General features: G+C 64.7%; 19 protein-coding genes and 1 tRNA gene. 13 read left to right on the top strand and 7 right to left on the bottom strand.

Annotation, left to right across the window (positions count from 1 at the left end; translation table 11 throughout):
- Positions 1–51 precede the first annotated feature (51 nt).
- Entirely contained in the window at positions 52–1605 is a 1554-nt protein-coding gene (locus ACSVDM_RS23755; RefSeq protein ID WP_439267980.1) for an acyl-CoA carboxylase subunit beta, read from the bottom strand.
- A gap of 352 nt (positions 1606–1957) precedes the next feature.
- On the opposite strand from ACSVDM_RS23755, the gene ACSVDM_RS23750 reads away from it, so the two are divergent.
- The 9 genes from ACSVDM_RS23750 (at position 1958) to ACSVDM_RS23710 (ending at position 9902) form a co-directional block, all read left to right on the top strand.
- Positions 1958–2119, top strand: coding sequence for a hypothetical protein (locus ACSVDM_RS23750; protein ID WP_439267978.1), 162 nt, complete (start codon positions 1958–1960; stop codon positions 2117–2119).
- A 194-nt stretch (positions 2120–2313) separates the two neighbouring features.
- A complete protein-coding gene (locus tag ACSVDM_RS23745; protein ID WP_439267976.1) occupies positions 2314–3576 on the top strand; it encodes a PucR family transcriptional regulator in 1263 nt (420 codons plus the stop codon).
- 7 nt (positions 3577–3583) lie between these two features.
- Positions 3584–4297 (top strand): alpha/beta hydrolase, encoded by a 714-nt coding sequence (locus tag ACSVDM_RS23740; RefSeq protein ID WP_439267974.1) that lies wholly within the window; start codon positions 3584–3586, stop codon positions 4295–4297.
- Between the two features lie 455 nt (positions 4298–4752).
- Positions 4753–5163: a DUF3592 domain-containing protein gene (locus tag ACSVDM_RS23735; RefSeq protein WP_439267972.1), complete on the top strand. Its 411-nt coding sequence runs from the start codon at positions 4753–4755 to the stop codon at positions 5161–5163.
- An 80-nt stretch (positions 5164–5243) separates the two neighbouring features.
- Positions 5244–6152 carry a TIGR03564 family F420-dependent LLM class oxidoreductase gene (locus ACSVDM_RS23730; protein WP_439267970.1) on the top strand — a complete coding sequence of 303 codons (909 nt, stop codon included), beginning with the start codon at positions 5244–5246 and terminating at the stop codon, positions 6150–6152.
- Positions 6153–6242: 90 nt separating this feature from the next.
- Complete coding sequence (locus tag ACSVDM_RS23725) at positions 6243–7334, top strand: mechanosensitive ion channel family protein (RefSeq protein WP_439267968.1); 1092 nt, start codon at positions 6243–6245, stop codon at positions 7332–7334.
- Positions 7335–7391: 57 nt separating this feature from the next.
- A tRNA-Pro gene (locus ACSVDM_RS23720) sits at positions 7392–7465 on the top strand.
- 347 nt (positions 7466–7812) lie between these two features.
- On the top strand, positions 7813–7974 hold the full coding sequence (locus ACSVDM_RS23715; protein WP_439267966.1) for a hypothetical protein: 162 nt from the start codon (positions 7813–7815) through the stop codon (positions 7972–7974).
- 1286 nt (positions 7975–9260) lie between these two features.
- Positions 9261–9902, top strand: a complete 642-nt coding sequence (locus tag ACSVDM_RS23710) for a hypothetical protein (protein ID WP_439267964.1) — start codon at positions 9261–9263, stop codon at positions 9900–9902.
- Between the two features lie 186 nt (positions 9903–10088).
- On the opposite strand, the gene ACSVDM_RS23705 is transcribed toward ACSVDM_RS23710, so the two are convergent.
- Complete coding sequence (locus tag ACSVDM_RS23705) at positions 10089–10604, bottom strand: type II toxin-antitoxin system Phd/YefM family antitoxin (protein WP_439267962.1); 516 nt, start codon at positions 10602–10604, stop codon at positions 10089–10091.
- 3 nt (positions 10605–10607) lie between these two features.
- Positions 10608–10898: a type II toxin-antitoxin system RelE family toxin gene (locus tag ACSVDM_RS23700; RefSeq protein WP_439267960.1), complete on the bottom strand. Its 291-nt coding sequence runs from the start codon at positions 10896–10898 to the stop codon at positions 10608–10610.
- Positions 10899–12660: 1762 nt separating this feature from the next.
- Here ACSVDM_RS23700 and ACSVDM_RS23695 point away from each other — a divergent pair.
- Positions 12661–13296, top strand: a complete 636-nt coding sequence (locus tag ACSVDM_RS23695) for a hypothetical protein (protein WP_439267958.1) — start codon at positions 12661–12663, stop codon at positions 13294–13296.
- Here ACSVDM_RS23695 and ACSVDM_RS23690 read toward each other — a convergent pair.
- The 4 genes from ACSVDM_RS23690 to ACSVDM_RS23675 all read right to left on the bottom strand — a co-directional run bounded on the left by ACSVDM_RS23690 (position 13271) and on the right by ACSVDM_RS23675 (position 16940).
- Positions 13271–14464 carry a hypothetical protein gene (locus ACSVDM_RS23690; protein WP_439267956.1) on the bottom strand — a complete coding sequence of 398 codons (1194 nt, stop codon included), beginning with the start codon at positions 14462–14464 and terminating at the stop codon, positions 13271–13273. The two genes, ACSVDM_RS23695 and ACSVDM_RS23690, sit on opposite strands and share 26 nt — an antisense overlap.
- Positions 14465–14876: 412 nt before the next feature.
- Complete coding sequence (locus tag ACSVDM_RS23685; RefSeq protein ID WP_067489007.1) at positions 14877–15062, bottom strand: DUF2795 domain-containing protein; 186 nt, start codon at positions 15060–15062, stop codon at positions 14877–14879.
- 103 nt (positions 15063–15165) lie between these two features.
- The gene (locus ACSVDM_RS23680; protein ID WP_439267954.1) at positions 15166–16062 is read right to left on the bottom strand and encodes a glycosyltransferase family 2 protein; all 897 of its coding nucleotides are present in this window, start codon (positions 16060–16062) and stop codon (positions 15166–15168) included.
- A gap of 2 nt (positions 16063–16064) precedes the next feature.
- Positions 16065–16940: a glycosyltransferase family 2 protein gene (locus ACSVDM_RS23675; protein ID WP_439267952.1), complete on the bottom strand. Its 876-nt coding sequence runs from the start codon at positions 16938–16940 to the stop codon at positions 16065–16067.
- Positions 16941–17117: 177 nt separating this feature from the next.
- Between ACSVDM_RS23675 and ACSVDM_RS23670 the strand changes: the two genes are divergently transcribed.
- The 3 genes from ACSVDM_RS23670 to ACSVDM_RS23660 are packed head-to-tail and all read left to right on the top strand — an operon-like array spanning position 17118 to position 20297.
- A complete protein-coding gene (locus ACSVDM_RS23670) occupies positions 17118–18095 on the top strand; it encodes a glycosyltransferase (RefSeq protein ID WP_439268081.1) in 978 nt (325 codons plus the stop codon).
- Positions 18096–18126: 31 nt separating this feature from the next.
- Positions 18127–19338 (top strand): glycosyltransferase, encoded by a 1212-nt coding sequence (locus ACSVDM_RS23665; RefSeq protein WP_439267950.1) that lies wholly within the window; start codon positions 18127–18129, stop codon positions 19336–19338.
- Positions 19335–20297 (top strand): UDP-glucuronic acid decarboxylase family protein, encoded by a 963-nt coding sequence (locus ACSVDM_RS23660; protein ID WP_439267948.1) that lies wholly within the window; start codon positions 19335–19337, stop codon positions 20295–20297. Before ACSVDM_RS23665 ends, ACSVDM_RS23660 begins: the two co-directional genes overlap by 4 nt.
- Positions 20298–20302 lie beyond the last annotated feature (5 nt).

Below are 20302 nucleotides of genomic sequence, written 5' to 3'. Positions count from 1 at the left end.
CACGCCGGGCGGCGCCCGGATCGGTCGTATGCGATCCGGGCACCGCGGCACTCACATCGGATAGACCGAGTGCTTACGTGGGTTGAATTCCCGTGCCACAGGCGGTTTGTCGCGCAACAGGCGGAGCGCGTGGCGGATCTCGAGCCGGGTACGCGCCGGTTCGATGACGGCATCGATATAGCCGCGTTCGGCCGCGATCCAGGGCGTGGCGACCGTCTCGTTGTACTGGTTGATCATGAATTCCCGTGCGGCGGCGCGATGTTCCTCGGGGACCGCCGCCAGCTGCCGCTTACCGATCAGGTCGACCGCGCTCTCGGCGCCGATCACCGCGATCCGCGCCGTCGGCCACGCGAAGCTCACGTCGGCGCCCACCTGACGCGCCGCCATCATCCCGTAGGCACCGCCGTAGGACTTGCGCACCACGAGATTGATGATCGGCACGGTGGCCTCGATGATCGCCCTCGGCACCCGGCCACCACGGATGATCACGCCCGCCGCTTCCTGATCGAGCCCCGGCAGCACACCGGGTGTGTCGACGACGAACACCAGCGGGATGTTGAACGCATCGCAGAGCCGGATGAAGTAGGTCGACTTGTCCGAGCACGCCGCGTCGATCGAACCACCCAGCACGAGCGGCTGATTGGCGATCACGCCGACCGGATACCCGTCCACCCGCGCGAAGCCGGTGATGAGGTTGGGGGCGAAAGCCGCACGGATCTCGTGGAATTCGCCGTCGTCGAAGATCCGCAGCAGGATCTCGTGCATGTCGTAGCCGGTGCGATCGGAGTCGGGAATGATCGTGTCGAGCTCGCGGTCCGAGCCCGTGATGTCCGGCTCCAGACCGGGATTCACGATCGGCGGCTGCTCGAGACAACTCGACGGCATGTAGCTGAGGTAGGCCCGCGCCCAGGCGTAGGCATCCGCCTCGGTCTTCGCCACGTGGTGCAGCGTGCCGCGTTCGGCCTGCACCGCGGCCCCGCCGAGGTCCTCGGCGCTGATGTCCTCACCGTTGACGGCTTTGATCACCTCCGGCCCGGTGACGAACATGTACGAATCCTCGGTCCCGATCAGCACATCGGTATTGATCGGCCCGTACACCGACCCCGCCGCGCACTTGCCGAGAATGATCGACACCTGCGGCACATACCCCGACAGCTTCTCCAGTACCCGGGAGATGTCACCGAACGACGCGATCGACCCCACCGCGTCCTGGATGCGCGCACCGCCGGAGTCGTTGATCGTCACCACGGGGCAGCCGGAATCGAACGCCAGCTTCAGCGCCCGCATAAACTTGCGCGCCGACACCACACCCACCGATCCGCCGTACACGGTCTGGTCGTGCGCGATCACCACCACCGGCCGCCCGTCGATCAGGCCCCGCCCGGTGACCAGGCCGTCGCCGTAGAGCGCGTCGGGCTGGTCGGGCTGGCGCGCCAAGGCGCCCACCTCGATGAACGTCCCGGGATCGAGCAGCATGTTCAGCCGCTCCCGCACGCTCGGCACGCCCTTCTTCGCCCGCTTCGCGACGCCGGCCGCACCCGCGGGTTCCTCGGCGATCGCCAGGATCTTGACCAACTCGTCGAGCTTCGCCTGCGTTGTCGCCACGCTCGCTGCCACCTTCCAACCACCTGTAGTACTCCGGGCGAACCTAGGCCCAATCGCGCGCGCACACGACGCCTGTGTGCGGTATGTGGACAGGTCACAGTGATCGGTGGCGATCCCTCGTGGTTCCGACAACCCCGTTGTGGTCCGCGCCGAACCTGTGGTCCATACCTGATCGCGCGGCACAAGGCGATATGACGACCGCGCCGAATTGTTGTGGATTTCTCCGAGAATGGCGCGTCGAACCAAATGGAAACGTCAAAAGCCGTCGCCGACACGTGAATTCGAGATTGCCGCCGTGATCTGATCGAGATGTCCCGAACGTGGGATGTTCACCGAACGCGAGGAAGTACGTATGAACTCCAGAATTGCCCGCCCGATTGCCGTTGCCGCCCTTGCCCTCTCGGCCGCCGCGCTCGGCACCGGCACCGCGACCGCGGCCGGCCCTGTCGCCGGGTCGGTCGAGGTGTGCGCGCCGCTGCCGCTTGGCCCGCTCGAGCTGAGCCTGTGCCTCTGACCGGCTAGATCGGTGCGGTGAGCTGGTGTGGGCGGGCGTCGGGGCCGCCCACACCGGCGTGTATCCGGTACTCGTCGTAACCCTAATCATTCCGCTATTCTCTTGACCTTTGTCACAAGCGAAGCCCGGACGTGACAATGGCCTACGCGGTAGTTTGGTCACTTGCCCAGCGATCTGGGTGGGAAGGATTCATCATGGCTGTCACAACTTCCATCGAACCGTTCTTGACCGCTTCGGGCCGCCCGGTGTCAACCCCGTTGAAAGACGTGCGCACAATCTCGCGCCAGATGGTGGTGCATTTCATCGAAAACGTCGTCCCCTGTGCGACGCTGCCGGGCGAAGCGCTCGACGGCGACGTCACCACCGTCACCAGGGTCTGCCTCGAGCTCACCCGAAGCATGCTCGACGGTCGCGACCTCCCCGGCCGGGTGGAGCGCGTGCAGTCCGCCGCCGCCGACTGGGCGCGCGAGGGCATCCCGATCGACACCATCCACCACGCCGTCCACGAAGGCTTCAAACTCGGCTTCGACCTGGTGATCACCAATGTCACCAACCACGACTACGACACCGTGGTCGGCGTGGCCCGGCGCCTGATGGACGCCCAGGACATGATCACCTCCGCCGTCTCGGCGGCCTACGTGCGCGAGCTTCGCGCCGTCGTCAGCGAGCACCACACCGCCGTGCACACCCTCACCTCCGCGCTGCTCGGCGGGCAGAACACCTCGACGATGGCCCGCGAATGCGGCATCGAAGTCGCCGACGAATACCACGTGATGGCCCTGGAGCTGCCACCGCACCCGGAGGAATCCGAGCCCGGCCTGAACGCGAAAGTCGTTGCGCGGCGCAAGCTGCGGCGCGTGCAGGCCGAACTCGCCAACCGCTGCGACGGCAAGGTGCTGTCGCTGCTCAGCGTCGACGGCGGCACCCTGCTGCTGCCCGCCACCGAGTTCACCGAGCCCGAGCTCGACGAGCTGATCGTGCACCTGTCCACCGCCGCCCAGGTGCCGGTGCGCGCCGTGGTGATGTCGGCCGCGCCGGGCGAGATCCCGCGCGCCGCGGAACAAGTCCACGAGCTCGTCGAGATCGTGCACCGCCTCGGCGGCCCGAGCAAGGTCTACCGCCCGCACGAACTGGCCTTCGAATACCAGCTCACCCGCCCCGGCCCCGCCCGCGACTACCTGAGTTCGGTCGTCGATTCGCTCGAAGCGCATCCGGAGCTCATGCAAACCCTCGAGGTCTACATGGCCACCAATATGCAGCGCTCACGCACGGCCCGGAAGATGTTCATCCACACCAATACCGTCGACTACCGCCTCAAGCGGATCAGCCAGATGACGGGCTTCGACCTCAACGACGTCACCGGATTGTGTTACCTGCGGGCGGCGCTGCTCATCCGCGCGCATCGAGGAACGGCGTCGAGCGATATCTCCCCTGACCGGGGTTCCCGCGCCGGCTGAGGGCCGTGTGCCCCCCATTTCTGGGGTCTGGGTTCTGCACGGCGGGTTCGACGATCACAAGTCCTGGACCGACAAGGGCGATCTCGAAGCCCTCACCGCGAACACCGACGCCATCTACGTGCTCCCCGAAACCAGTTGGTGCAGTGCCTATTCCGACTGGTGGAACTACGGTTCCTACGGCGCGCCCGCCTGGGAGAAATACCTGATGGGCGACGTGCGGACCCTGCTGGAATCGACCTACCGCGCCAACACCACCCGCGCCATCGCGGGCAACTCGATGGGCGGTCTCGGCGCCATGAAATTCGCCGCGAAGTACCAGGGTTGGTTCCGTTCGGCGGCCAGTTTCAGCGGCAACGTCGACCCCCTGCACGACTCGGGCGCTCCCGGTGAACCGGACAAGCCCGGCCAGGGATGTGCCGCGGACTGGAAACGCGTCTGGGGTGACTACACGGCCCAGCGCCACATCTGGGAGCAGAACAACCCCTACACCCAAGCAGCCGAGCTGACCGGTATCCCCCTGTTCGTCAGCTACGGCAGGAACGGGCTCGTCGAATCCGCTGTCTACGAGCAGAACTCGCGCTTTGTCGCCAAACTGGAGAACACGCCCGGCGTGGATGTCAGGGAACGCTATGACGCAGGGGCCGGACACGACTGGCCGGCCTGGTCGTCGGCGATGTCCTGGGCGCTGCGGGATCTGCTGCGCTCCGTGGGCGTCGGCTGATCGGTGCCGGACTGCCGGCTGAGGGAGGGGACATCATGCACTTCGTCCCGGCGCTGTTGCTGGCGATCATCGGCGCGTCCACGGTGGGGTCGGCGCCGATGGCGGGCGCTCCGCTGCTCGCCCTCGCGGCGGTGATCGCGGTGTACGGGCTTCGCGAATACCTGTGGACGCTTCGCGAGATCGGTCGAATTTCGCCTTCGCTGTCCCGGCGCGAGCGTGTGTGGCGCGCGGCGCGGCTGTCGGGGAATTCGGGCGCAACCGGCGGGTCGAGCGGTTACGGCGGATCGAGCTACGGAAGCGGACCGAGTTGCGGAGGCGGGGGCGGATCGAATTGCGGGGGTGGGGGTGGATCGAGCTGCGGAGGCGGTGGCGGCGGCTGTGGTGGCGGCGGGGGCGGTGGTGGTGGATGACCGGGCGAGGAGAAATGCGCGTGAACGTCGTGGGAAGGGAAGACTGTGGCGACGGAATGGTTGTTCGCGCTGATTCCGGGTTGCTTGGGCTCGGTCTTCTTCGTCATCGGCTTGGTCTTGATCCGCCGTACTCGAAAGTTGAAGAGTTCCGGCGCGAAAGCGGTCGGCACCGTAGTCCGATTGGCGACCAGTTCGGGACAGAACGGCACCCTGTATCACCCGGTGGTCCGGTGGGTGACGGCTGATGGGCGCACCGTGGAGGAACGCGCCGTCATGGGTAAGTCGTGGATTGTGAATTTCCGGCCCGGCACGCCGGTAGTCGTCCATTACGATCCGGATCGTCCGGCGAAGATGGTCATCGAGGGCTACAGCGGCGGTTCGGAATGGTTGTTCTGCCTGTTGGGCGCGGGTGTGCTCGGTGTGACTGTCGCGGTGTGCCTGGTGGCGGCTTTCTGAGCCCGGCTGCCCTTTCGATCATGGTGATCGGATAGCGACATTTCGGAACAAAGCCTCCCGAGGGCCCGGTTGGACCGGGCATGACTCTCGGAATCGCGCTCGCCGTCGAAAACGCCACCAACTACGTCGACGACATCGTCGAGCAGGCACGCTATGTCGCCGAACAGGGTGTGCCCGCGGTGTGGTTCGGGCAGCGGATGGACTACGACTCCCCCACCCTCGCCGCGATCGTCGGGCGTGAGATACCCGCCTTGCAGGTCGGTACCTCCGCCATTCCGGTGACGGGGCGGCATCCGCTGCTGATCTCGTCGCAGGCACAGACCGCCCAGGCCGCCACGCACGGCCGCTACCATCTCGGTCTCGCGGTCGGCTCCACCTTGTCCGCGAGTGCCTTCGGTCAGCCGTTCGATCGGCCCATCGCCCGGTTGCGCGAGTTCCTCACCGCGTTGCGGCAGCTTCTCGACACCGGCACCGCCGACATCCACGGTGAACTGTTCACCACCACCCCGGCGCTACCTACCTCGGTTCCCGGCGGCGAGCGGCTTCCGGTGCTGGTGGCCGCCATGGGCCCGCAGGCACTGCGAGTCACCGGCGAACTCGCCGACGGCACCCTGCCCTACCTCGCCGGACCCAAGACGCTGAGCGAACACATCGTTCCCGAAATAACCAGGGCCGCAACCGCTCCCCCGCGGATCGTCGCCTTCGTGCCTGCCGTCGTCACCGCCGATGTCGAGACGGCCCGTTCCGAAGCGTTGCGGCACTTGGCCTTCTACGAGCAGATCCCGTCCTATCGCCGCGTCCTCGACCTAGAAGGTGTCACCAGGGCGGCAGATCTCGCACTGATCGGTGACGAGGACACCGTCGCCGCGGGCATCCGCCGCTACTTCGACGCGGGCGCCACCGAAGTCGTCCTCACCGCGACCGACCTCACCGGCCAGCCCGACCACCGCCGCACCGTTGCCCTACTGGGCGAACTGGCCCGGCGGTGATCCGCTGCCATCAGAACGTCATGTCTGAGGCCGCGACACCCGGGTAAGCGACCGGCTGAGGCGAGTCGAGAACGAGAGGAGTTCGATCTCGTGGAAGACCTGTTGCGGCCGATGCTCGTGGTGTTCGGCACGATCGCGATCACCGTGGCCGCCGGCCTGGCGATCGACCGGCTGCTGCGCTACAGCGCCCGCCGCCGTCCCGGTGTCCACCTGAATTCGGTACGCCGGGTCCGGGTGCCCCTCCAATTACTCCTCGGCACACTGCTTTTGCGTGCCCTCTACCCCCTGGCCGACGTGGATCCACGCCGCGACACGGTGGTCCAGAATTTCCTCGCCACCGCCGCGCTGATCGCGGCGGCGTGGTTGGTGATTCGCGCCACCGACGCCGTCGCCGAGCACCTGCTGCGCCGCTATGCCCAACGCACAACCGAGGTTTCGCGGGTGCGGCAGTTGCGCACCCAGCTCGGACTGGTGCGCCGCATCATCACCTCGGTGCTCGTCGTCACCACCGCGGCGGTCGTGATCCTGCTGCTGTTCCCCAGCCTGCGCACACTCGGCACCTCGATGCTCGCCTCGGCGGGCGTCATCGGCATCATCGCGGGCGTGGCCGCCCAATCCACCCTCAGCAACCTGATGGCCGGGCTGCAGATCGCCTTCGGCGACTCGGTCAAGATCGGCGACACGGTGGTCGTCGAAGGCGAATGGGGCGTGGTCGAGGACATCACCCTCGCCTTCCTCACCGTCCGTATCTGGGACGACCGCCGCCTGACCATGCCGGTCTCCTACTTCAACAGCAAGCCCTACGAGAACTGGTCACGCGGCGGCTCCGAAGTCACCGGTACCGTCGCCCTCCACCTCGACCACTCCACCCCCATCCCCGCCCTCCGTGAACACCTGCACACCTACCTGCGCCAACGCCCCGACTGGGACGGCCGCACCTGGAGCCTGCTCGTCACCGACAGCACCCCAACCAACATCGTTGTCCGAGCCGCCATGTCCGCCGCCGACGCCGACGACGCCTGGACCCTGCGCTGCGCCGTCCGCGAGGAACTCCTCACCTGGCTCTCCGACCACCACCCCCACGCCCTCCCCAAAATTCCCACCCTCATCACCAACCCCACCGACACACTCCCCGAACCAGTCTCGACGACGTCCCGAAACGGCCATCTACCAGCCGATTAGTACTCACGCGGACTGTTGCGGTAATCTTTCCGAGCACCCGGCGACGGGGGCAAGGAACGGGCTGTGGCGCAGCTTGGTAGCGCACTTGACTGGGGGTCAAGTGGTCGCAGGTTCAAATCCTGTCAGCCCGACAGTAGAAAACCCTCTCTGACCTTGGTCGGAGAGGGTTTTGCTGTTTGCCCACCACACGGAGAGCGGGACCAGAACCGGGACCGAAGGTCGTTCAAGAGCGCCTGCGGCGGCGCATGCGCGCCGCCGCCGCGCTTCGACGCGCAGCGGGCTTGCTCGTACCTGCAGGAGGTCGATCGGGTACGGCTCCCGTCGCGCCCACACTTCACGGTTGTTCAAGAAGCGAGCTCGTAGAGGAACAGGCCGCCTTCGGTATGCGCGTGCTCGTCGCCGACGTGCCGACGCGCCGGGCGGTGCCGTGATCGAGACGCCCTCAGTTAGACCCGCCCCCCGGAAAGGACCTCCTTAAATGCTCAGCATCAACTACGGCGTCCGCCTCCACCAGTGCGAAAACTGCCTCGAGCCTGCCGACCAGATCGCCACCGACTACGGCGACTACTGCAACCGCTGCTGGTTCACCTACAAGGTCACCGACCCCGAGTTCCGCGACGTGCTCGAAAGCTGGGGATAGCACTCGGGCCGGGGGCTTCGGCCCCTGGGTTCCCGGTCCGCCGTCAACGAAGCGGTAGCGGGTCGCCAACGACGTCGGCCCCAGGCCCGGCACACCTGCCCGGCGAATTGCCGAACGGAAATCGGTACATCACCGCCGGGACGATGAGCACCGAATACGCAGGTCAGAGGAATTCAGAGTCATCCTTCACGCGGTTCCCGAGCACCAGTCGTCAGGTAGGAGGCGAGTTGCCGAGCAAAGGAAGCCGCGGTGAGGCGGTGGTATCGCGACCGATGGCCGCGTGGCCCTGTTCTGGGTTGGCCTGCATTGTGATCCCGCGCCCCTCACACCTCAAGGGCGCCGATGCGTCAGCTTCGCTGATTGCTGAACAACCCTTGACCTGCGAGCCTCGCGCGTGAACGGCAGGCCGTAGCGGGCAGGCGGTGAGCCAGCCCCTATGTGTGCAACCCAACCCAGAACAAGGCCAAGGAGTCGCCTTATGGACTCACCACTAATTTTCCAACTGGACAAGGCTACTAGTTGCGGCCGCGATGTAGTGATTTCTCGCCTCGATCGTCACATCCCAACGAGAGTTGGCCTCCGCACGCCGATCCGACTCTTCAAAGTCTTTCCCCCCGACTCAACGAAATCGTGCAGCGCGGCCAGCGGTACGTGAAACGCCGTCATTTTGTCGAGAATGTCAGTTGGCCCCGCCATCTGTGCGCCCGCACGTGGCTCCAAGAGGCGAGACCACATATCCGATATTCGCTGCAGTTCTTCCGTCGTTGGAGTCGAAATGGTGCCTGTCTCCGAAGCCTTTTTCAGGAATAGGCGACACTCGCCCAGAACATGGTCCGCTGCAACGAGGTAAGCGAGATGCACCGCAAACTGCCGGTCCCTTACCCCCTGAGACCTCGAACTGGTAGCCAGCTTGATCTGACTACGGGTGGTCAACAAGTTCGCCCCAAGAGTCACTGCGCCACCCAAGAGGACGCCTGAAAGGCCGATGATCGCTGGCGCTAGCTCGAATGCCATGTAGCGCAGGCTAGTACGATCATCGACCGTCACGCCACGGTTCCGCGACCTTTGCCGCGTTGCCCTGGTCGGTGGCGGCCTGCGTTCTGTTCCCGCACCCTTCCATCATCAATAGCGCAGATGGCGTCCCTGCGGGATGTGTTCCGCTAGGACCTGACCCCGGAGCCTCTACGCGAGAAGTGCCGGTCCAACGGGGGCAGGAGGGAAGCCACCAGGCCGAACCATCTCTGCAGCCAGACACAAGGTTGCTCAAGCTAGGCTAAGCTGCGGCGATGCCAGTGCATCAGTCGATAGGCATCATTTTAGCCGCCATCGTTGCCTTGATAAGCATGCCCAAGATAGTTGGAGAGCTCTCAGCCCAGCAGCGTCTAACGCGGAAATTAAAAGACTACCTCGATATTGCCGAAAATATTCAGAACTCATCGACCAAAACAAGAATTTCCGAAGAGGCAGAGTTGCTTGCAATGCGGCTTGCTGCCAACCTGGCCATACGGCCAACTAGGCAAGACTGGATTGAGATTGCAATCGGCGGCGGTGTCTGGGCTGCATGGATTTTCATTTACTTGGCCATCAATGATCACTTCTCGAACGACTGGATTTTTACTCCAATCTTTATTGCAATATTTCTCATTGGAATGGTCGGTTCTACCCTGGTTTCGATACGTATTCAGACCCTTCAATTCAATCGCATGTTGTACGTCCGGCTCGACTCTCCTTCGAATCCACCACTCCTTTCTGTACCGTCCATACGGGACTATTTCCTCCGTGGCACAATTGATCCCGACCTCGTAATTGAAAGAGCTAGGTCCGAGAAGTCGGACCCCGATAACCGTCACGTATCGACTAAGGATGTAACAATGGCGATTGAGTTCCTGGAAAAGAAGTATTACAAACGCGCTAACCGAAGGCGATAATGCCGTTGGTGTGCAACCCGCCCCGGGACAGGGAAAGATCTACCCCCAGCGCTGGCGGAGACTGGGGGTAGGGCTCGTGCGATATTCGACTCAAGAAAATCTCTACGACTATAAGGGGGAGCGTCGCGAGATTCTCCGGGACATCTGTCCGGCATCGGTGGATCATCGGTGAGTAGGCCAGGCTAGCTAGTCATCCAACCCGTCGAAGGCTTCTTCGATCGACACCATGTCGTTCTCACGCCGAGCTATTGACAACTGATCTTGCAAGTCCTCGATTTGGTCAATCAAGTCCTCAAACCGATCGTATGACAACACTACTGCCGCGGGTTTCGAGCTCCGAACGATCATGACATCGCGATCGTTGCACACATTCAGAAGTTCCGCGAAACTGGAACGTGCTTCACGGACTGAGAAAACCTTGAACAACGATTGGATTGGCCGTTGTAGCGGCTTCGTGATCGAAACCGGTACGGATGGAATTGAACTCTGAACTTCATCTAGGTGTTGCCGCACAACAATTTGGAATGCTCTTACTCTATCCTCGGATCCCGACAAGAAGTCGAACAGGATATGCCTTCCGAACTGGAGCTGTTGATCTACGCGAGGGAAGATCTGCAGGGCTTCATGGAAGCCCTCCAGTGCATCATCCGGCGACAGTTCAGCGTCAGAACCGGTGCCGGAGACCTTGGCGTCTGCGCTCATACTTTACCTCCTGCGGTAAATATCTCCTCGGTTTCCGATGTCAGTTACATCGACAGTCTTCTTCTTGTCGTCAACAACGTAGACGGCTCGGTACTGACCCACTCGGATACGGTATGAGGAGTCGGGTCCGGTCAGCTTGCAGCAGCCATCCGGGCGAGGGTTATTTTCCAAGGATTTGATTGCATCCCGGAGCGCGTCACGCTGCGCTGCCGGTTCCAATCGGTTCAGACTGCGTTTCGCAGAGCGTTCAATCTGAACGGTGTAGGTGCCAAATTGGTCGGGGGATTCTGCCACGACGAGAACTCCTTAAAGGCTATGAACATTGTTCTGCTCATGGGTAGTCCAATCTGTGCGTCGTGGTAGGGGCGATCTCCTACATCATAGTGTACGCGAACGTGTACGCGCAAGTGGACACGTTCGCGTACACGAGTGGAGTGTTGTCTGCGGCAGCGGAACACCAAGCGGTTCCATTGGGTTCAGGACGACCCATGAGCTTGGCCAAAGGGGATCGCATCAACCGAGTAGCCGGTGGATAATCGAACGTATGTGCTAATCGATCCGGTCCTACCTGAGCCACGGGCGCTCGACGGAACCGACTCCTCGATACTGCCCAAACGGTCACCGGCTCGGACCGCCGAGTATTCGTCGGTGCGGTGCCCTGCGTTCGGATCGGTGGTCACCATCGAACGCACACGTGCCGGGTCTGCAACACCACGATCTACAGCTCACCGCTACACACCGACTGCGATCACTACACATAAGCGGGGACTCCCGGAGATGCGAAGTTGTCACGGCCTTGCCACATCTCACCCACACGACCCCGGGCATAGCAGGACCCCAACGGAAGCGTTTCGCCACTTCACGAAGGGGTACGGACGTCGGCATATCGCCAGCGGACACGAGCTTTTCTACTCGTAATGGAGCGGCCGCGCTCTGCCGCCTACGTGGTGTCGCCTTTCCTGCACCGGACGGCAGGGAACCGATCCGCCGGCTTCTGCACCTCGGAGACTTCGCCCGCGCCCAGTGCGGCTAGATGCCGTTCCCGCATCGGGGCGTAATCGTCGGGCGGTTTCGATTCGGTGCCGGTACTGCCCTAACGCGGCGGAATCCGAAGGCGTTGCACAGAACAGTGGTGGAGATCACACAATCGGAGCTTGGGCGGATTTCGGTGACTACTCGCGAATCCTGTACTCATCCTGTCATTTTCAGAAATCTATCCTGTACTCATCCTGTACTCACTTGACCTCTGAGGAAGATAAGCAGCCGCAACTTCTCGCGAAATCATCCTGTCAGCGGCGACTTATCCTGTAGGTCGAGACCGCCTTATCCTGTACCTCGCGCCGGGCAATGTTCCACAGACGGTGTGAGGTCAAGTAGTAGCGGCGAGTGGCGTGCGCGTGCTCCAATGTCTGTGCCCCACTTGGAATACCGACTCACTGAATGGGTGCGGCCCCGCATCGTCGGAAGCGAATGGGGGCCGCGAGTCCATGATTAGCCATAGCCACAGACAGGACCATCATGCCCGATTCACGCCTCCCCGTACAGATCAGTAGTCCGCATCCGAAAGATCCGGATTCAGATCTCCGAGAGATGACAGTCAGGCTGTCGCTCAGTCTCGGCGTCGCATGTGCCGTTGGACTAGTGACGGACTGGGACAAAGCGCAAGTCGTTCTCGTCGCGTGCCTCGCACTCTTTAAGAGCGAGACGCGCGGACTCGGCTAGGGACCGCAGCGGGACCAGAACGGGACCACACGCTACGAACGATGCCGAACAACCCCCATGTCAGCGCCGATCGGTGCATCAACGAAAGATGCTTCTGACCAGGCGATTTCGCCCACCTGCTGGACTGGGGGTCAAGTGGTCGGAGGTTCAAATCCTGTCAGCCCGACAGTGAAAACCCCTCTGACCTGAGTCGGAGGGGTTTTCTTGTGTCCGGGTTTGTCGTGGCTTGCCCGGATCACAGTGACAACCGGTCAGCAGCCGCCCTTGACGCCGTCGTACGGCGGTTCAGCGCTGCGGCTACGCTCCGATCTGTGACGTGGACGGCGGCAGTCTCGTGAGTAGCAGCGGTGTGGTCGAGGCAGCGCGCGTCGCCATGTCCGCACAGCACCCGGCCGGCTCGTCGGAGCCGTGCGCCTATGCCGTCGTGCGGATGTTCGACGCCACCGTGGGGATCGCGTATCTACCCGACGTCCAGGAAATCGAACGCCGCCGACGGCTCGGTCTCGGCGCGGTCACCCGATTGGACCTGTTGGACGCCGTGATGAATTTGCCGGTCGGGCTGCCGATCTCCGTCGGTGATCTCACCAGCCGTGAGCGCCGGATCATCGGGCAGGCGCCGGCCGGTGTCGTCGAGGTCGAGGGCGGCAACTACGTCCGACGTGCCAGGGCGCCGATATCGGCCCGGTTGGCCGTGGTGGCGAGCCGAACATGGCAGGAAGGGCTGCGCTCGGCGGGTCGGTTCGCCCCGTTCTGTAGCCGTGCGATGCTGCTGCGGTCGGTCCCGACCGATCTCGCGGAAGCGCAGATGCAAGCCTCGTTCTTCGGGATCGGCATCTGCGTGTCCGACGCATCCGGGCCGCGAACACTCGTCGAACCGCAACTGTATGTGCGACAACGGCATTCGTGCGGCCAGTGGTTGTTCGCCGAGAAGCTGTACGAGAAGACTAGCGCGTCCGAACTCGCGCGGTAGTTCCCGGCATCGACCACCACTCGGGTAGCTCTGCCCAGGAACGCAGAGTACTCGGCGGCTGGAACGCACCGGGCTGCCTGATCCGCGCATCGAGCACCGCGGCGTAATCCACGGCTGCCGAGCACATGTTCTTCCACCAGGTCGCCCGCCCGTCCATTGTCGGCTGGTCGTAGAGGTCGTTCGCCCACGATGCCCACACGTGCACATTGTGGCGGTGCGCGTCGAGAGTGTCGTCTCGGCCGACGAACCGGTCCATCGGCCGTCCCTGACACGATAGGCACGTACACACCGGCGGCCGGCTGTCGGCGAACCGCTCGACGAGCGTCGAGCCCTTGTAGAAGGACATCAGTTCGGCGAGCAATACGGTCGGTGAGGGGTCATTCCCCCCGCCGAATGGCCGCTGTCCGAACGGGATGACGTGGCGAAGGCTGCCGCCGGTGCCGAGGGACGTTGCGTAGGCGCCGTGACTCATGGCGTCGAAGCCGGTGAGATCTGTTCGCAGCACGGCGACATCGCCTCCCTCGGCCACCAGTCGACGCAAATTCTGGACCGCCTCCGCGTTTCTTCGCATGGGGTCGAACTGTCCACCGAGCAGCACCGCCTTGGGCCGTCCGAGCCCGGCGGCTGCCGCGATGAGGTGGTCGATGTGATCGTCGCGCAGCCAGGCGATATCGATCGGCAGACTGACGATGACATCGTCGCGCCCGATCCGGTCGGCCGTACGGATCACCGCCCTCAGCGCGTCATAATCCCCGGCGCCGAGGTAGCCGGTCGGCGTCAGCGCCAGGTCCGCCCCGCAGTCGCGCTGAGCTTGCAAGTAGTCGTCGAGTGACAGTGGGAACAGATGTTGCGACTCGTCGTCATCGAGCACGAATGGCTCGTGCTCGGTGGCCAGGGCACGGCGGTACCCTTCGGGATCTCGGAGCAGCAGCAGGTCCGGATGCTGGCGGCGCAGGGTCTTGATCCCTGCGGCCGCCGTCTTGCCCGTCAGCACCAGCCCAGCGAACGGGGCGGGGAGGGGCACGAGCGCGCGGGCGGTATGCATGTTGGCGTGCAGCAGGATTCGATCGTGCAGCACGGACACCGGCTCCGGCAGCGACGTAGGCCCGGACCGGCGCGCGATATCGGGCACCTCGGCCCCGCCGCCGTCTTCATTCGATCCACCCATCCTCGTCATCGAACGACCACCCCCAACTGCCTCGCCGACCGACTCCGAAAATGATTGTCCCAAGCCGACGGTGCCTTCCGCACCTAATCGCGTGAACGACGGGAATCCGTCGCAGCAGTGACACCACCGCCCTTATGCGCCCACCGAGTACGCGTACGCCGCAACCGCACCGCAAGACGCACGACGAAATCCCTCTGACACTGAGTCAGAGGGATTTCGTTTTTTGCCGTTTCGACGGCGGTCAAAGTCCAAAGAAAGTCACGTTTTTGAACTTTGTCGCCTGCCTAGGGCGCGAGACGGCGCCCGGCGTGCGGCGCTCGGTGACCGCGCAATCGCCGCGAGGACGCGCTTGTTGTTCGCCGGCCGAACCGACCGCGTCGGTCCGGCCGGTTCTCGGGTGTGATCGCGGGGATCAGGAGATCGCTTGGCTTACGGCGTTGGGCCCGTCGAACGTGCGGTCGGGCAGGTCCTGCAAAGCGTCGAGGATGTCGGAATCCGCACCGTTGCTGCGGGCGGTGTTCACGATGCCGTCGCGATCGCAGGGGTAGTCGATGCCGGACAGGTACTTCTGGACCTGGATCGGATTGATCTGGCTCATGCTGTGCTCCCTTCGGTTGGATAGCGGACAACGTGGGGGCCTTACCACCGCGCTCGGCTTTTAAGCAGGTGCGAAGAGGTCGATGGTTCGTGCGGCACGCCGACTAGCCGACGTAGCGGCGGGCGGTGGAGTTGCGTTGGGAGGCTTCGAGCTGGACGAGGCCCGCCTCGACCTGGGCGGGCAGGACCTTTCGTTCGCGCAATACCCATGGCAGCCCGCGTAGGGCCGCGAATACGGCGGCGGCCGTCGTTCGGTCGGCGGGGGCCGATCTGAGTATGTCGGCGGTACGGCGGGCCGCGCTGCGGGCCGGTCGGCGCAGCCACAGGGTCCACAGCGTGTTGCGGATTCCGAGCCCGCGACGGTGGGTGGCGTCGCGGGTGCGGGAGGGCTCGTGGTGGATGATCATGTCTTCCACCCAGCACATCCACCATCCGCGTGCCGCGAGATCCAACGCGAGCAGCTCTTCCTCGCCCGCGAACCACAGGCGCCGGGAAAAGCCGCCCACCTCCTCGAACGCGCGCACGCGGAAGGCGGACAGGCCGGCCATCACTCCCAGGAGCGCGGGCCCGGGCAGCCAGTCGGGGCCGGCGATCGGCGAATCGCGGAATTCGGGAGTGATCGGGTCTTCGCGCAGGTCGGGTGCGACGAGACAGCGTCCCGTCACCGATCCCAGGCCGGGATACTCGTCGAGCAGATCCGCCGCGCGAGTCAGCGCACCGGGCTGCCAGCGGGTGTCGTCGTCGCAGAAGGCCACATACGGCGTTCGCACCCGTTCGACGGCGAGGTTTCGACCGAGAGCGCCCAGGTTTTCGGCGGAGCGGATCAATTGCACCTGCGGGTAGTTCGCCGCGACCGCGTCGGCCGTGCCGTCGGCGGAACCGTTGTCGACGAGGATGATCGGTGCCGCGTCGGGCAGCGTGGTCATATGCGCGAGGGTCTGTAGCAGCTGGTCACGCCGGTCGCGGGTGATGATGACAACCGTCATCCGGTGTGTCGACATCGTCAGCTCCTTGTGTGGGCGAGTTCGAGTGTCCTGGCTCGGGTTTCGATCTCCGGGGGCAGAGGACGCCGCTGTGCCAACGCTTTCGGCAGCCGTTGGACGATCTGGGCGACGGTCAACAGCGTCTGCGGCTCGCGCACGATCCGGCGAACCAAGCCGAGCGACTCCGCGGCGCAGTGCCGTAGTGGTCGCCGCATCCAGGTGATCAAGGCGTTGTTGCGCTGTTCGGCCCGCCGCCGCCACGCCTGCGGTGGTCGGTGGGTGGAGGGGTGATGGTGGGCCCGCACCGTCGGCACGTAACACAGATGCCAACCGCGGGCGGCCAGGTCGAGCGAGAGCAAGCGTTCCTCGGCACCGAAATGCAGCAGCGGGCTGAATCCGGCGGCCTGCGCATACGCGTCTTTCCGCACGATCGCCGCACACGCAAGAAAGCCGAGAACCGACGGACCGGGCAGGTCCGGATCGTGTCCGAGCGGGCTTTCGGCCATCAGTTCGTTGACGGGGTCGTCTCGATGTTCCGAGCCGACGAGGGTGCGGCCGGCGATCAGGCCCACCTGCGGATAGGAATCCAAGATCCGTTCGGCTTCGGCGAGCGCGTCGCTTGCCCACCAGGAGTCGTCGTCGCTGAAGGCGACGTACGGTGTTCGGGCGATCGCCACGCCGAGATTACGGGCGGCCGCTCCACGATTGTCGGCCAACCGGACAACGTGTACGCCCGGGAAGGTTTCGGCCGTGTCGGCGGTGTTGTCGTCGGATGCGTTGTCGAGTACGACGATCGCCGGGCGCGGTCGAAGCGTGCACAACTCGGTGAGCGTTCTCGCCAATTCCGTCGCGCGATTTCGAGTGGCGATGACGACCGTGATCTTGCTCGTACTCATGACGCCCGCCCCGGCAGCAGCTCGTCGAGCGGCTCCGAAATCGATGCGTCCATCGTGCAGAAATTTGCCCATCCGATGACGAATACGCACATGCCTCGACACATACCCGGTGTCCGCCGCGCCAATCAGCGGGGCACCGCGCGGTTTGATCACGCGGCGAACGGCAAGAACTACGGCATGATCGACATGATCAGACCGCGCAGAATTCTTCTGTGGCATGTGCACGGCTCGTGGACCACCGCCTTCGTCCAAGGGCCGCATCATTATCTGTTACCGGTAACCGACGAGCGCGGCCCCTGGGGCCTTGGCCGGTGCGGGCGTGACTGGCCGAATGCCGGAGAGGTCACCGTCGGCGCGTTGCGCGACATCGAGGTGGATGTGATCGTGCTGCAGCGTCCCGAGGAGATCGACCTCGCGCATCGATGGCTCGGGCGGCGACCCGGCGTCGACATCCCCGCCGTCTATGTAGAGCACAACACCCCACGTCCCAGCGCGGCGCTCACCGCGCATCCGATGGCGGGGCGAACCGATATACCGGTCGTGCACGTCACCCATTTCAACGAGGTGATGTGGGACAACGGCACGGCGCCCACGCGTGTCATCCCGCACGGGATCGTGGATCCCGGTGAGCTCTACACCGGCGAACTGCCCCACGGTGTCGCGCTGATCAACGAGCCGACGCGGCGCGGGCGGATCACCGGCAGCGATCTGCTGACCCGCTTCGCGCGCGAAGGGCCGGTCGATCTCTACGGGATCGGCGCGCAGGACTTCCGGCCGCAAGGGCCGACCGCGCATCCGGTCAACGGGATAGCGGATCTGCGGCAGTCGGCATTGCACCCCGAGATGGCCAAGAGACGGGTCTACCTGCACACCGCGCGGTGGACTTCGCTCGGGCTGTCACTGCTGGAAGCCATGCACCTGGGGATGCCGGTGGTGGCGCTGGCGACCACCGAGGCCGTCAGCGCGGTACCGCCCGAGGCGGGCGCTCTCTCCACGGACGTCACCGCCCTCACCGCGAGATTTCGCGAATTGCTGCACGAACCCGATCTGGCGGTACTCGCGGGGAAATCGGGACGGCAGTTCGCGCTGGAGCACTACGGCCTCGAGAGCTTCCTGCATCGCTGGGATCGCCTACTGGCCGAGATCACCGAATAGAGGCGGCATCCAGGTCAGGAAAGGCGGAGACATGAAGATCGCGATGGTGTCCGAACACGCCAGCCCGCTCGCCACCTTGGGTGGCGTCGATGCCGGCGGGCAGAACGTGCACGTCGCGGAGTTGTCCGCGGCCCTGTGCCGGCTGGGTCACGACGTCACGGTGTACACACGGCGCGAGAGCGCGCGGGTGCCCGACACTGTCACCACCGCACCGGGCTATCGCGTGGTGCACGTTCCGGCGGGACCCGCGCATCCCGTGCCGAAGGACGAACTTCTGCCCTATATGCCGGAATTCGGAAATTTCCTGCGCGCGCGGTGGCGCGACGACTGTCCCGATGTGGTGCACGCCCATTTCTGGATGTCGGGTCTGGCCGCTCTGGCCGCGGTTCGCGACACCGATATCCCGGTGGTACAGACTTTTCACGCACTGGGCGTCGTGAAACGTCGGTATCAAGGCAGCGCCGACACCAGCCCGCCCGACCGGCTGCGGCTGGAACAGCAGGTGGCCGAGCAGGCAGACCGAATCATCGCCACCTGCACTGACGAAGTGTTCGAACTCGCTCGAATGGGTGTTCCGCGCCACCGGACGTCGGTGGTTCCCTGCGGCGTGGACCTCGACCAGTTCTCCCCCGAGGGCCCGAAAGCCGCGAGAACAGCTGAACACCGCCTCATCAGTGTGGGGCGACTCGTGCCGCGAAAGGGTTTCGACGTCGCCGTCACCGCCCTCGCCGAGCTGACCGGGACCGAACTGGTACTGGTCGGCGGACCGGACGGCCGACTGGCCGACGACCCGGAAGCGCAGCGGCTGCTGAGATCGGCCGACGATCTCGGCGTCGGCGACCGGCTGCACATGCTCGGCCAGGTGCCTCGAACGCAGATGGCTCCCCTGTTGCGTTCAGCCGACGTCGCGGTGTGCACACCGTGGTACGAGCCGTTCGGCATCACCCCCCTCGAGGCCATGGCGTGCGGTATTCCTGTCGTGGCCGCCGCCGTCGGCGGTCTCATCGACACCGTCGTCGACGGCGGCACCGGCACCTTGGTTCCCCCGCGTGATCCCTCCGGGTTGGCAGCGGCGATCCGCGAACTGATCGACGCGCCCGCACTCCGGCGCCGGTACGGTGCGGCCGGGCACGAGCGCGTCCATGCGCGCTATTCGTGGGACCGGGTCGCGGTGGAGACGCTGCGCGCCTATCGCCGGACCGCGGGCGCACGCGTCGCCGACGAGCGAAAGCAAGCACAGTGAGTACCGGCGCGACGCGCGCGTTGGTCACCGGCGGTTGTGGTTTCGTCGGCTCCCATCTGTGCGAGCAACTCCTCGCGGCGGGCACCGACGTCGTCGCCGTCGACAACTTCGCCACCTCCACCCCCGAGAATGTGGCGGGTCTACTGCATCGGCCGGGCTTCGAACTGCTCCAGCACGACGTCACCGAGCCGTTGCCCGACATCGGCTCCTTCGACGTCGTCTACCATCTCGCGTCGGCCGCCTCGCCGCCGGACTATCTGCGGTTACCGATCGAGACGCTGCGAGCAGGCTCGCTGGGCACGACCAACGCCCTGGAACTCGCCGAGCGGGATCACGCGCGTTTCGTACTCGCGTCCACGAGCGAGGTCTACGGCGATCCCGCGGTGCATCCTCAGCCCGAGAGTTATTGGGGCAACGTCAATTCCATCGGCCCGCGCAGCGTGTACGACGAAGCCAAGCGGTACGCCGAGGCGTTGACGATGGCGTACCGCCGCGAGCGCGGGGTCGACACCGGCATCGCCCGGATCTTCAACACCTACGGCCCACGCATGCGTGCCGACGACGGCCGGGTGGTGCCGACATTCATCGCGCGGGCCTTGGCGAACGCACCGCTGACCGTGGCGGGCACCGGTGAGCAGACCCGATCGCTGTGTTACGTCGAGGACACCGTGCTCGGGTTGCGCGCATTGGCCGGGTCCGATCATCCCGGACCGATCAACATCGGTAATCCGCACGAGTTGTCCGTGCGGGCGCTCGCCGAAGAGATCCGCATCGCCACCGACAGCTCGTCGACGCTGGAATACATCGAGGAGGCGGTCGACGATCCGAAGCGGCGCTGCCCGGACATCTCGCTGGCACAACGCGAATTGGGCTGGCAGCCGATGATCACCCGGACCGAGGGGTTGCGCCGCACGATCGAGTGGTTCGCCCGGCAGCGATGCGTGGCGCGGACGGTTTAGCCCCG

Origin of the sequence: Nocardia sp. JW2 (assembly GCF_051843015.1) — a bacterium.
GTDB classification, from domain to species: domain Bacteria; phylum Actinomycetota; class Actinomycetes; order Mycobacteriales; family Mycobacteriaceae; genus Nocardia; species Nocardia coubleae.
The sequence above is the reverse complement of the archived record's forward strand: the minus strand, read 5'-3'. Positions and strand labels throughout refer to the sequence as shown.